10 protein-coding genes and 1 pseudogene are annotated in these 12,792 nt (G+C 45.3%); 8 read left to right on the top strand and 3 right to left on the bottom strand.

All coding sequences use genetic code 11. The features are described from left to right. Positions 1 to 134: 134 nt before the first annotated feature. On the top strand, positions 135 to 1,226 hold the full coding sequence (serC, locus tag L5L98_RS04485; protein ID WP_131524063.1) for a 3-phosphoserine/phosphohydroxythreonine transaminase: 1,092 nt from the start codon (positions 135 to 137) through the stop codon (positions 1,224 to 1,226). Positions 1,227 to 1,583: 357 nt separating this feature from the next. Beyond that, on the top strand, positions 1,584 to 2,504 hold the full coding sequence (locus L5L98_RS04490) for a LysR family transcriptional regulator (protein WP_263138855.1): 921 nt from the start codon (positions 1,584 to 1,586) through the stop codon (positions 2,502 to 2,504). Here the strand turns inward: L5L98_RS04490 and L5L98_RS04495 are convergent. The 3 genes from L5L98_RS04495 to L5L98_RS04505 form a co-directional block, all read right to left on the bottom strand. Continuing rightward, positions 2,501 to 3,397 (bottom strand): YjjW family glycine radical enzyme activase, encoded by an 897-nt coding sequence (locus L5L98_RS04495; protein WP_263138856.1) that lies wholly within the window; start codon positions 3,395 to 3,397, stop codon positions 2,501 to 2,503. The genes L5L98_RS04490 and L5L98_RS04495 overlap by 4 nt on opposite strands. Further along, on the bottom strand, positions 3,369 to 4,928 hold the full coding sequence (locus L5L98_RS04500) for a YjjI family glycine radical enzyme (RefSeq protein ID WP_263138857.1): 1,560 nt from the start codon (positions 4,926 to 4,928) through the stop codon (positions 3,369 to 3,371). Before L5L98_RS04500 ends, L5L98_RS04495 begins: the two co-directional genes overlap by 29 nt. 376 nt (positions 4,929 to 5,304) lie before the next feature. Beyond that, positions 5,305 to 6,495, bottom strand: coding sequence for an amino acid aminotransferase (locus tag L5L98_RS04505; protein ID WP_198573177.1), 1,191 nt, complete (start codon positions 6,493 to 6,495; stop codon positions 5,305 to 5,307). 435 nt (positions 6,496 to 6,930) lie between these two features. On the opposite strand from L5L98_RS04505, the gene aroA reads away from it, so the two are divergent. The 6 genes and pseudogenes from aroA to lapB all read left to right on the top strand — a co-directional run bounded on the left by aroA (position 6,931) and on the right by lapB (position 12,781). Next, the gene (gene aroA, locus L5L98_RS04510; protein ID WP_263138859.1) at positions 6,931 to 8,211 is read left to right on the top strand and encodes a 3-phosphoshikimate 1-carboxyvinyltransferase; all 1,281 of its coding nucleotides are present in this window, start codon (positions 6,931 to 6,933) and stop codon (positions 8,209 to 8,211) included. A 186-nt stretch (positions 8,212 to 8,397) separates the two neighbouring features. Continuing rightward, positions 8,398 to 9,090: a (d)CMP kinase gene (cmk, locus tag L5L98_RS04515; protein ID WP_028759874.1), complete on the top strand. Its 693-nt coding sequence runs from the start codon at positions 8,398 to 8,400 to the stop codon at positions 9,088 to 9,090. Between the two features lie 99 nt (positions 9,091 to 9,189). Next, positions 9,190 to 10,860 (top strand): annotated as a pseudogene (gene rpsA, locus L5L98_RS04520) (30S ribosomal protein S1); the annotation flags it as partial. Between the two features lie 73 nt (positions 10,861 to 10,933). Next, entirely contained in the window at positions 10,934 to 11,221 is a 288-nt protein-coding gene (ihfB, locus tag L5L98_RS04525; RefSeq protein ID WP_006081718.1) for an integration host factor subunit beta, read from the top strand. 122 nt (positions 11,222 to 11,343) lie between these two features. Next, complete coding sequence (locus L5L98_RS04530; protein WP_028759876.1) at positions 11,344 to 11,619, top strand: LapA family protein; 276 nt, start codon at positions 11,344 to 11,346, stop codon at positions 11,617 to 11,619. 1 nt (position 11,620) lies between these two features. After that, the gene (lapB, locus tag L5L98_RS04535) at positions 11,621 to 12,781 is read left to right on the top strand and encodes a lipopolysaccharide assembly protein LapB (protein WP_113940394.1); all 1,161 of its coding nucleotides are present in this window, start codon (positions 11,621 to 11,623) and stop codon (positions 12,779 to 12,781) included. The last annotated feature ends 11 nt before the right edge of the window (positions 12,782 to 12,792 follow it).

Genomic DNA, 12,792 nt, shown 5'->3' on the forward strand with positions numbered 1-12,792 from the left:
TAAGTGTCATATTAACGAGCGTCCAATTGGACGCTCGTTTTTTTAATGGCATTGATGTTGATAGCATTGTTCGTTTTAGAATGGTTTCGTATTTATCAATACATACATCATGGTTGGGATTAAGGAGAGTGTCAGTGAGCGCGATTTATAATTTCTGTGCTGGACCTGCAATGTTACCCGCAGCGGTAATGAAAAAAGCACAACAGGAATTACTTGATTGGAATGGCCAAGGCGTTTCCGTGATGGAAATCAGCCACCGAAGTAAAGAGTTCATCGCGCTTACACAACAAGCCGAGTCCGATTTACGTGAACTGATGCAGATCCCCACAAATTACCATGTGTTATTTATGCACGGCGGTGGTCGTGGACAGTTCTCCGCTGTTGTGAATAATTTTTTAGGTAATCATGGCCGAGCCCTGTATTTAGTCAGTGGTCAGTGGTCATCTGCCGCGTTAGCTGAAGCACAAAAGCTCGTGGGTGAAGCGCAGATTGATAGCTTGAATATTGTTGAAAAACACAATGGACTCAATGCGGTTGTCTTACCTGATTTACATAAAATCGATGCCGATTATCGCTATGTTCACTATTGCCCTAATGAGACAGTAGATGGTATCGAAATTTTTGATGAATTAGACTCACCTTGGCCAATTGTTGCCGATTTATCGTCAACCATTATGTCACGTGAAATCGACGTCAGCCGCTACGGTTTGATTTACGCTGGCGCACAAAAGAACATAGGTCCATCGGGTCTGTCGATAGTGATAGTGCGCGATGACATGTTAAAACTGCCGAGTTTACCGCAGTCGTCCATCATGGACTATCGTTTAGCCGTTGAGCATGACTCTATGTTCAACACACCGCCAACCTTTGCTTGGTATCTCGCCGCTGAAGTCTTTGCTTGGCTTAAGTCCATTGGCGGCATTGCGAGTATTGCAAAAATTAATCAACAAAAAGCGCAGATGTTATATCAATGCATTGATGGTAATGCTTTCTACCGTAATGGGGTTGTTGCAGCGAACCGCTCACAAATGAACGTGACTTTCCAATTAGTCAACGAAGCGCTCGATAGTGAGTTCCTAAAGCAAGCCCAAATAGCTGGACTCGTAGCCTTAAAGGGCCATCGTATCGTAGGTGGTATGCGTGCTAGCCTCTATAATGCAATGCCACTCGATGGCGTAGTTGCCTTGGTCAAGTTTATGAATGAGTTTGCAAATAAACATAGCTAGGCTTAGCAGTATTGAGTTGCTCATTAGCTTGCGACGCTTAGCGTCTAGAGTTTGCTGCCTGAATATCAACGTTATGCTTATTGAATGTTGATCATCAGTTAGCCATCCCAAGTTAGATATCCCAAAAGCGAATGCTCAAATGCATTCGCTTTTTTGTTAGCTTTAATTTATCGACAATGGCGTCAAGCAAGATGACGTTGAGACCAGAGGCCTTCAAGAACACTCGCTGTGAGAAAGCCTGTGAGCTGACGCGCATTACTGAGTAAGATGCTGGGTTAGTTATATGTTATTGTTTATCATAATTAAAAGAACGTATTTTTGGATGCGTATACACGATAAATCAATAGGATGTCACCGATGGATTTGGCCAAGCTTTCGCGGATTAGTATGAAGCATTTGATCACTTTGCATGTGATGCTCGATACCCTGAGTGTAACCGCCAGCGCCGAACGTTTATGTTTAAGCCCCTCATCCGTCAGTAAAACCTTAAGCCAGCTCAGGGACAGTTTGAACGATGAACTGTTCTATCGTAATGGTAACTCACTGGTCGCAACCCCATTGGCAAGACGATTAGGCCCAAGCGTGCAGCAAATGATCAATGATATGAATCAGATCATGAGTCAGGATGCGTTTAACCCTGCTCATTTTGAGGGGCGTTTTTCGCTTGCGATGCGCGAAAGTACCTTTGAACTGCTGGCCGCTAAGCTCAGCGCCCATATTCTGAGCTTGGCTCCTAATATCCGCCTCGATATTTACAGCAAAGACAATATTGGTTTTGATGGATTGCTTAAAGGTACATTAGATTTTGTGCTGTTACCCCATGATCTGAGTCAACCTAATCCTCTTCAAGACGATCTGGTGTGGGAAACCTTATTCAGCGATGAAATGGTCTGCCTGATGAATTCATCCCATCCCTTGGCTAAACAGCCGCATATCAGCTTCGATGATTACCTGAGTTTTAGCCATATTGGCATTACAGACACAGATCTGAGCACGCCTTTTTTTGATATTTTGCTCGCCCAGCAATCTAAAAAACGTGCCGTCCCCATTTCGGTCCCAGACTTTGGCAGTGCGGCGTTAATGTGCCATCACAGTGAGTTGCTTTTTACCTGCTCGCGCCGCTGGGCATCCATCGCCAGCCAAGCTCAAGGCTTAATGATTAAATCTTTACCCATAGAATATGGCAAAGTGGCTTACAGCCTAGTTTGGCATAGTCAAAGCATAAAAGATCCCGCACTGCGCTGGCTTTATGAGCAAATTTTGCTTTGCAGTCGTTAAAGGTATATGGAAGGTAACACGAGATTGGTTACGCCTCGCTTTGTAAGGGTTGCGGCTAAGCGTTCAATATTGGCTTGTTTACAGCTTGGCCAATTGAGTGCTTCATCGACAACACCATGATGGTGAAAGGCATTTAACTTAACTCGCGTATCTGGGCCTAGCAGAAGTAAATAGGTCGCTAGTGCGTCTATTTCTTCCTCGTAATCCGTGATGCTCGGAATGTGCAGCAATCTCACCTCATACAGTTTTTGCTGTTTAGCTAATAATTGGATTGATTTGAACACGGCATGGTTATCACGACCGGTAATATACCTATGGGTATCCTGTTGCCACGCTTTAAGATCCACCATAGCGCCATCTAAAAACGGCAGCAGTTTATGCCATCCCGTTAGACTCAAACTGCCATTGGTGTCGAGCATACAAGTCAGGTGTGATAACGGTTTTGAGGCCTTAATCGCTTGAAACAAGGCAATAATAAACGGCAGTTGCAGGCTCGCTTCGCCGCCGCTCACGGTAATACCATTAATAAAGTGACGCTGACTATGGAGAATCGTCAGTATCTCCTCAACGGTGTAACGACTGACCTTAGGGCTCGCTTGTTTCGGGCATACGGCAATACAAGTATCGCATTGGCTACAACGCTCACTATCCCAGTGAATGCGAGGCTTATCATTGAGGTTTATTAATGTCAGCGCATTGTCAGGGCAGGTGGCGACACAATCGCCACAGGCATCGCATAAACCTATGGTATGTGGGTTATGGCAGTTTTTGCATTGATAGTTGCAGCCCTGCAGGAATAATACGAGCCTGCTGCCAGGCCCGTCGACGCATGAAAAGGGCAATAGCTGACTGACAATAGCGTGTCTATTTAAAGACACAAGGGGAGTGTTCATGGGCGATAACTCGTGCTTGTCGTTGCAATATTCCCGTATTAACCGCAGCTTCTGCGGCTAAGCCTGTGGTATTGAGACGCGAGCCGCACTGTTTAAACGCTTCAATATCTGAGCGTTTTACCATATAGCCAGTCACGCGCATTAAATCGTTAGAGGCGACATTGGCGGTAAACTCCCTAAAACCTAACTCAAGCGCGGCTTTACACAGTTGGAACATGGCTTGAGGATTAGATTTTACGGTTTCATCTATGGTCAAAATATCGCTAATCCCCGCCGTATAATACTGATGATGTTGCGCTAGGGCTTGAATATGGGCGATGGGATTCGGTTCAGTGCCATAGGGAATGCGAACACCAGGAGTCACATCGTTGTCGATACTAATACCGCCCTGTGAATGCAGTAGTGCCCGCCCATGGTAACCATGCGTGACGGGTGTGGATTTCACTATGGCATCGAGCGTGGCAGAAATACGGTAGCCAAGTTGATTTGCATCTGCCTGATGACCATAGCCAGTGTGTTGATCTCGTTGAGATAACTTCGTTGCATCAGTTGCAGTGAATGTCCGCAGAATATTCACGGCTTCTGCCATGCCGTAAATACCAAACATGGGTGCAAAGCGCGATTCATCAATCAATTGCTCTTTAACTAAAAAGCTGTCAAAGAAGTGTGATTCTTGATGCAAAAATGCCGAGCGCGCTTCAATGAGCTCGAAGGTGAGTGAGCAGTAGTTTGGCAATACAGTATCAAAAAAATCGTTTATAGAATTGGCCTTTAACGCAACTTCTTTAAGATTAAGTCGAACTAAAGTATTGGCGCCGCCCGCTAACGGCAACGCGTTGTAACAACTGACAATACCAAAACCGCGCTCATCAAACGCACCGGAATGCAGAGGGTAATTCGCGATATGCGGCTTACTGCACTGACAAATATTGGTGGTCGCAAGCAACAACAATTCATCCGGTGTGACGGCGGGGTCGTACATAAAGGTCAAATTGGGGGCAACTTGTTTTAACTCTGCATCAATGCGCAGTAGGGTGCGGCAAACGATGTTATCTGTAGGGCCAATATTCACATGCATAAAGGCATCGGGCAGGGTTCTGTCGAGCATGATCCAGAACAGTTTTAATTTACGATAAAGGACTTCCACATCCATTCCTTCAACGAAAGGCATCAAAATGTCATCCAGCTGACCTAAATACACGGGGATATTGGTCACCGATGGCACGTGATGATACAGAATCGTTAAGGCATTGATGGCTTCGTCCAAGTTTTTTGCCGCAGATAACTCTAAGTATTCAGAGCCTTGTTGAAGGTAGCGGGCATAATCTGGCAACACATAGCGTGGTTTAAACGGCGCATGGCCTTCAAACATGTCGCAAATAATACCGTCATTCATCGCCGCTTTTACCTCGGGCGATATCGACATATAGGGCAAACTGGCTTCCGCTTCTAATGCTAAATAGTTGGATTTTTGCTTGGGTGAAAGCTGAGGGCTAGTAACGATTTGCACTAATCTATCTGGTAATAACATGGCGGAATATCCACAAGTTCTATGATAACCACTAATTTACTCAGTGGCGTTGGCTTTAAAAAGTGAAAATAGCTGCAGTCCTGATTAATGAAATGGAAATCCGCCGACCGAGGTCACAATTTGTGGCTTATTGCGATAACGCCGCGATGCCAAAATCGCTAGAATGTGGTTTTACGATTGAAAATAAATGCTTGAACAGTGAGACGTGGTGGTGTTTGTCATATTGGGGGATATGCAACAGAGGATAATAAACTGTCAAAACTTATCGGGTGGGATGATTGAAAAATTGAATACATTAGGCGGTAAATGAACTCTGCTGTATCTCTTTATTGCGGGAATACAGCAGAGTGAGCGGTGCAGATAAACTCAGCGGCGCTTAGAGCACTTTAGCAATTGATTGGGCTAAGTAATCGACGTTATCTTCACTGATCCCAGCAATACTGATGCGACTTGAACCTACCATATAGATGCTGAATTCTTTTTGTAGGCGCGCCACTTGCTCTGGAGCCACCCCAAGGAAAGAGAACATACCTTTTTGGCGGGCGATAAAGCTAAAGTCACGGTTTACGCCGTTGGCTTTAAGTTTATTCACTAAAATGGCGCGGTTGCCGTTGATGCGATCGCGCATCACTTTCAGCTCATCAAGCCATTCTTGGGTTAATTCTGCCGATCCTAAAATCGTCTCAACAATCGCTGCGCCATGGGCAGGTGGCATAGAGTAGAGGCAGCGAACCACATAAAGCAGCACAGATTGCGCGATATTGGCGGTATTGGCATCTTTGGCAATCACAGAGCAGGAACCAATACGCTCACGGTACAAACCGAAGTTTTTCGAGCATGAGCTGCACAGGATCATATTATCGACCGCTGCCGCCATATGACGCACGCCGTAGGCATCAATATCCACGCCATCACCAAAGCCTTGGTAGGCCATGTCAATCAGTGGTGTAAAGCCTTGCTCTTTTGTCAGGGCAACCACTTTATCCCATTGCTCTGTGGTTAAATCCATTCCGCTTGGGTTATGGCAACAGGCGTGGAATAACACCACATCATCAGGACTTACTTGCGATAATGCAGCAAGCATCTCATCAAATTTCAATGATTTGCTATCGTAGTCATAGTAAGGATAGGTTTTAACAGTAATGCCAGCCGCTTCGAATAAACCGATATGGTTTGCCCAAGTTGGATCGCTTACCCATAACACAGCATTCGGGTTGCAGCGTTTGATAAAGTCACCCGCCACGCGCAGCGCGCCTGTACCACCGGGTGTCGATACAGTGCGGATACGGTTAGCGATAATGGCACAGTGGCCAGTACCAAAGGCTAATTCCGTCATCAAGGTGTTGAATTGTGGTGAGCCTGTTGGGCCAATATACACTTTAGTGGTTTCGGTATCGAGACGGAATTTCTCGGCTTTTTTCACGCAGCTCAGGATCGGGGTCACGCCTGTAGGGTCTTTATAAACGCCCACACCTAAATCCACTTTTTGCGGGTGGGTGTCTTCGCGGTACTGAGTCAACAAGCCAAGGATGGGATCTGCTGGCATTGCGATGAGTGAGTTAAACATAGCTCCATCTACCTTTCTGGTTATAGTGCAAACGTGATTGTTCGTATCAGATATGCGTTATTTATCGTTTGGAGGCTAGAATAGCGCGGAAAGGTAAAGTAATTAAAGTGAAAACTGTGATTACACGCTAGTTATCTTGGCAAAAAAGCCTGCCAAAAATACGGTTAAATCATAAATTAACCGCTTAAATTTTGCGTTTTTGTTATTTTTACACTGTTCTCAGCAAATAATCTGACCAAAATGCCATTTTTCTCGAAAAAACGGTTGAATCCTTAGCGACAATCGGTAATTTTATAACGACGAAGCACCAACAAGGCCCCAATCTCCTTTTATTTGTAATCTTAACTTGACGCGCTGTAGCGTGAAGTTGCCATTTTGCGTATTCAGTCCGCGTGATCGTGATGATGACGCCCTATAGAGAAAGAAGATTTATTCATGAAGCAATTACGTCTTGAACCTGTTGTGCAAGTCCGCGGTGAAATCAATATTCCGGGCTCAAAAAGTATTTCAAATCGAGCCTTATTATTGGCCACCTTAGCCCAAGGTACGACCACGCTCACCAATCTGCTCGACTCAGATGATATCCGCCACATGTTGGCCTCCCTCAAGCAGTTAGGGATGAACTACCGTTTATCGCAAAACAATACTGTGTGTGAACTCGATGGTTTAGGTGGTGTGATTTCCTCAGTATCCGCGCAGGAATTGTTTTTAGGCAATGCGGGTACCGCAATGCGCCCCTTATGCGCCGCCTTAACCTTAGGCCAAGGTGAATTTACTCTCACGGGCGAACCACGTATGGAAGAGCGTCCGATTGGCGATTTAGTCGATGCCTTAAGGCAACTCGGTGCCAATATTGTTTATCTTAAAAATGACGGTTTCCCGCCACTGACGATTAATGCCACTGGCCTTAATGGCGGTGATGTTGAAATTGCAGGCGATTTATCGAGCCAGTTTTTAACGGCTTTGTTGATGGTTGCGCCGCTTGCTAAGGGCAGCGTCAATATCCATGTCAAAGGCGAGTTAGTCTCTAAGCCTTATATCGATATTACTATCGCCTTGATGGCGCAGTTCGGTGTTAACGTCATTAACCATGACTACGCGCGTTTTGAGATTGTTGCAGGCCAGCGTTATATATCACCGGGTAAAGTACTGGTAGAAGGCGATGCGTCATCGGCATCGTATTTCCTCGCGGCAGGGGCGATTAAGGGCGGCGAAGTCAAAGTCACGGGTGTGGGTCGTTTGAGTATCCAAGGCGATGTAAAATTTGCCGATGTGCTCGAAAAAATGGGCGCAGATATCGAGTGGGGCGATGACTATATTATTGCCCGCGGCTCCCAATTAACTGCCGTCGACTTAGACATGAACCATATTCCCGATGCGGCCATGACCATTGCAACGGCCGCGTTATTTGCTAAAGGCACGACGGTTATTCGTAATATCTATAACTGGCGTATTAAAGAAACCGACCGGTTAGCGGCTATGGCGACGGAATTACGTAAAGTGGGCGCCGAGGTTGAAGAGGGGAATGACTACATTAAAATCACCCCGCCAGCCGTGATTAACACCGCTGAAATTGATACCTACAACGATCACCGCATGGCCATGTGCTTTTCTATGCTGGCATTTGCCGATTGCGGTATCACCATCAATGATCCAGATTGTACTTCTAAAACATTCCCTGACTACTTTAAGCAGTTTGCGAGCCTGCAAGGCTAAGTCTGTTTGTTTCGTCATTGTTACAACCATCGATGTCAAGAATAGCAAGCCGTATTTGTGCGGCTGCTAATCTTCATAAAAAATCCACGGATTTTGTTTGTCTTTTGTTGTACAATGCTGCGCGCTCATTTTCGGGGGCTCACTTGATGAACTCACGGATGATGGTTATTTTTTGCGGAGGAATGTATGTCTGAACGGGCTCCTGTAGTCACAATCGACGGCCCAAGTGGTGCTGGCAAAGGTACAATTAGTCAATTATTGGCTCAGCATCTAGGTTGGCAACTACTTGATAGTGGTGCCATTTACCGAGTTCTTGCGCTTGCAGCAATTCATCATAACGTTGAACTGGAAAATGAAGAGTCTATCACGTTGTTAGCGGCACATCTGGATGTGAAGTTTCTAACAGGCAATGATAAAGATCCGGTTCAAGTGATATTGGAAGGTGAAGACGTCACCAACGACATTCGCACCCAAGAGTGCTCGAATGCCGCTTCAAAAGTCGCTGCCTTTCCACGGGTGAGAGAAGCCTTATTACGTCGCCAACGGGCCTTTAAAACGGCGCCAGGATTAATTGCCGATGGTCGTGACATGGGAACAGTCGTTTTCCCAAGTGCACCGGCAAAATTATATTTAACCGCCTCAGCTGAAGAGCGTGCCCAAAGACGCTATAATCAGTTGCAGGACAAGGGCTTCGATGTTAATATCGAGCGCCTTTTAAGTGAAATTATCGAACGTGATGACCGCGATATGAATCGTCCGGTGGCTCCTTTAGTCCCCGCCGATGACGCGCTCATTATCGATACTAGCGGTAAGGGTATTGATGAAGTACTGGCGCTTGCGCTTAACTTTATCAACCAAAAATTATCCGGCACTAACTAAGTTAGCCCACCGGATAGGTATTCGTATTAAGGATGATACGGATAATTTGACTGACTCCACGTCTAGGACGGACAGTGGTTTAATAAAGAAAGTAACCTAAACATGACTGAATCTTTTGCTGATCTATTTGAACAATCCCTTCAAACTCTGGAATTCCGTCCAGGCTCTATCGTTCGTGGTACTGTTGTATCAATCAAAAACGGTATGGTACTGGTTGACGCGGGTCTGAAGTCTGAAAGCCCAATCCCAGCTGAACAATTCAAAAACGCTCAAGGCGTTTTAGAAATTCAAGTTGGCGATGAAGTTGACGTAGCTCTTGACTCTGTTGAAGACGGCTTCGGTGAGACTCAACTGTCTCGCGAAAAAGCGAAACGTCATGAAGCTTGGATCGTTCTGGAAAAAGCTTATGAAGATGCTGAAACTGTAATCGGTATCATCAATGGTAAAGTTAAAGGCGGTTTCACTGTTGAATTAAACGGTATCCGTGCCTTCTTACCAGGTTCTCTAGTTGACGTGCGCCCAGTTCGCGACACCGCTCACTTAGAGTACAAAGAATTAGAATTCAAAGTTATCAAGCTAGACCAGAAGCGTAACAACGTTGTTGTTTCTCGTCGTGCAGTTATCGAATCAGAAAGCAGCGCTGAGCGTGATGCACTGTTAGAAAACCTGCAAGAAGGTCAAGCAGTTAAGGGTATCGTTAAGAACCTGACTGACTACGGTGCATTCGTAGATTTAGGTGGTGTTGACGGTCTGCTACATATCACAGATATGGCGTGGAAACGTGTTAAACATCCATCAGAAATCGTCAATGTTGGCGATGAAATCAACGTTAAAGTACTGAAGTACGATCGTGAGCGCACTCGTGTGTCTCTAGGTCTGAAACAACTTGGCGAAGATCCATGGTTAGAAATCAGCAAACGCTACCCAGAAAACACACGTTTAACTGGTCGCGTTACTAACCTAACTGACTACGGTTGCTTCGTAGAAATCGAAGAAGGCGTTGAAGGTCTGGTTCACGTTTCTGAAATGGATTGGACTAACAAGAACATTCACCCATCTAAAGTGGTTAACTTAGGTGATGAAGTTGAAGTTCTGGTTCTGGACATCGATGAAGAGCGTCGTCGTATTTCTCTAGGTCTGAAACAATGTAAGACCAATCCATGGGATGACTTCGCAACTCGTTACAACAAAGGCGACAAGGTTTCTGGTAAGATCAAGTCAATCACTGACTTCGGTATCTTTATCGGTCTTGACGGCGGTATCGATGGTCTAGTTCACCTGTCTGACATTTCTTGGAACGGTACTGGCGAAGACGCAGTTTCTGAATACAAGAAAGGCGATGAAATCCATGCAGTGGTTCTGTCTGTAGATCCAGAGCGTGAGCGCATCAGCTTAGGTGTTAAGCAAACTGAAGATGATCCATTCAACGCATACTTGGCTGACAAGAAGAAAGGTACTATCGTAAACGGTACTGTTTCTGCTGTTGATGCTAAAGGTGTGACTGTTGAACTGGCTGACACTGTTGAAGGTTACATCCGTGTAGCTGACATTTCACGTGAGCGTATCGAAGATGCATCTACTGTCTATAATGTAGGTGATGCAATCGAAGCTAAGTTCATGGGTGTTGACCGTAAGAACCGCTCTATCAGCCTGTCAATCAAAGCGAAAGACGAAGCTGAAGAGAAAGAAGTAATGGCGACTCTGAACAAACAAGATGACGCTGTTATTAGCAATGCAATGGCTGAAGCGTTTAAAGCAGCTCGTAAATAATCGCCTGTTGTTTGGGGAGACATCTCTCCCCATTAGGCGACTGTGTTTGGCTTGATAATAGGGGATAGCTAGGATGACGAAATCTGAACTTATCGAAAAACTCGCCACCAGGCAGTCGCAGCTGTCGGCGAAAGAGGTTGAAGGCGCAATCAAAGAAATGTTGGAGCAAATGGCAACAACATTAGAAAGCGGTGATCGTATTGAGATCCGTGGCTTTGGTAGTTTCTCGCTTCACTATCGTGCACCGCGGACTGGCCGTAATCCAAAGACTGGTTCATCAGTCGATTTGGAAGGTAAATACGTCCCGCACTTTAAGCCAGGCAAAGAACTGCGCGAGCGTGTTGACGCCGTTAATGTGTGATTGACCGCATAGTAAAAAGCCTCCGTTAGGAGGCTTTTTTGTATCGATTGCAAGGCAATGCTGGTCAGCTTAGTAAATTTCTTGGATAATCATTAAATTGAAACGCGTTTAGGGAGTGCAGCGTGAAATCATTTGTAGCAACTGTGCTTGTGGCACTGTTATTTATTCTGGCGTTGATTTTTGGCGCACGCAACGAACAAGTGGTGACCATCAGCTATTTTGTCGCACAGGGTGAATATCGTTTACCTGTTGTCTTAGCGATTGTCTTTTTTGCTGGTTTTATTTTGAGTTGGTTATTTGCTAGCTACTATATTGTTCGCTTGAAATTAAGTTTAGCGGCAACTAAAAAGAAACTAAATCAAGTGATCGCTAAAATCCCTCAGGATGTAGACGCCTAATATGCTTGAGATCCTCTTTCTGTTGCTTCCCATTGCTGCCGCCTATGGTTGGTATATGGGGCGACGGAGCATAAGGCAGAATCAAAGTAATCAACGTAAACAATTGAGCCGAGATTATTTTACTGGCCTCAATTTCTTACTGTCGAACGAATCGGATAAAGCCGTCGATTTGTTTATCAGTATGCTAGATGTTGACGATGAAACCATCGATACCCATCTGTCACTCGGTTCGCTGTTCCGTAAGCGAGGCGAGGTCGACCGCTCTATTCGTATCCATCAAAATTTAATCGCGCGGCCTACATTAACCAATGAGCAGCGTGACATCGCTATGATGGAGCTGGGTAAAGATTATCTAGCAGCAGGTTTTTACGACAGAGCTGAAGAAATCTTTATTAACTTGGTCAGCCAAGACGATCACAGTGAAGAATCTGAAACTCAGCTGATTGCTATCTATCAAGTGATTAAAGAGTGGCAGAAAGCCATTGATATCACTAAGCGTTTGAGTCGTAAACGTCAGCAAGTTTTAAAGCCGTTAACGGCACATTTCTATTGCCAATTAGCCGATGAAGCCAGTGATGATGCACAGAAAATTAAACTGCTACAGCAAGCGCTGAAGCAAGATCCCCAATGTGGTCGTGCATTATTGACCCTAGCGAAAAAATTCCTCGATATTCAAGATTATGCCCAGTGTAAGCAAATGCTGCTGCAACTGAAAAAAGCCGATATCGAGCTTTTTGCCGATGCAATCCCCACAGCTAAACAAGTTTATCGCGACACTCAAGATAAAGAAGGTTTTCAAGAATTACTCGCGGGCGCCATGGCCGATGGCGCCGGTGCTTCTGTGGTGGTCGCCTTAGCGCAGCACATGATAAGTCTTGATGAGATTAAAGCGGCAGAGACCATGGTACTCGATGCGTTATATCGCCATCCGACCATGAAAGGTTTTCAACACTTGATGCAGATGCATTTGCGCCAAGCCGAAGAAGGGCAAGCTAAGCAAAGTTTAACTATGCTAGAGCAGCTCGTTGAACAACAAATTAAATTCCGTCCGAGTTACCGTTGTAAGGAGTGTGGTTTTCCTTCCCATGCGCTTTACTGGCATTGTCCTTCCTGTAAAAACTGGGGCAGCATTAAACGGATCCGAGGCCTAGACGGCGAATAATCTATTAGAAG

This window comes from Shewanella sp. SM23, assembly GCF_025654295.1.
Classification (GTDB): Bacteria; Pseudomonadota; Gammaproteobacteria; order Enterobacterales; family Shewanellaceae; genus Shewanella; species Shewanella oncorhynchi.

Excerpts from the sequence above, each read along its gene's own strand:
- L5L98_RS04490 (WP_263138855.1), top strand. The coding sequence starts at position 1,584 with ATGGATTTGGCCAAGCTTTCGCGGATTAGTATGAAGCATTTGATCACT.
- L5L98_RS04495 (WP_263138856.1), bottom strand. The coding sequence starts at position 3,397 with ATGAACACTCCCCTTGTGTCTTTAAATAGACACGCTATTGTCAGTCAG.
- L5L98_RS04500 (WP_263138857.1), bottom strand. The coding sequence starts at position 4,928 with ATGTTATTACCAGATAGATTAGTGCAAATCGTTACTAGCCCTCAGCTT.
- L5L98_RS04505 (WP_198573177.1), bottom strand. The coding sequence starts at position 6,495 with ATGTTTAACTCACTCATCGCAATGCCAGCAGATCCCATCCTTGGCTTG.
- aroA (WP_263138859.1), top strand. The coding sequence starts at position 6,931 with ATGAAGCAATTACGTCTTGAACCTGTTGTGCAAGTCCGCGGTGAAATC.
- cmk (WP_028759874.1), top strand. The coding sequence starts at position 8,398 with ATGTCTGAACGGGCTCCTGTAGTCACAATCGACGGCCCAAGTGGTGCT.
- ihfB (WP_006081718.1), top strand. The coding sequence starts at position 10,934 with ATGACGAAATCTGAACTTATCGAAAAACTCGCCACCAGGCAGTCGCAG.
- lapB (WP_113940394.1), top strand. The coding sequence starts at position 11,621 with ATGCTTGAGATCCTCTTTCTGTTGCTTCCCATTGCTGCCGCCTATGGT.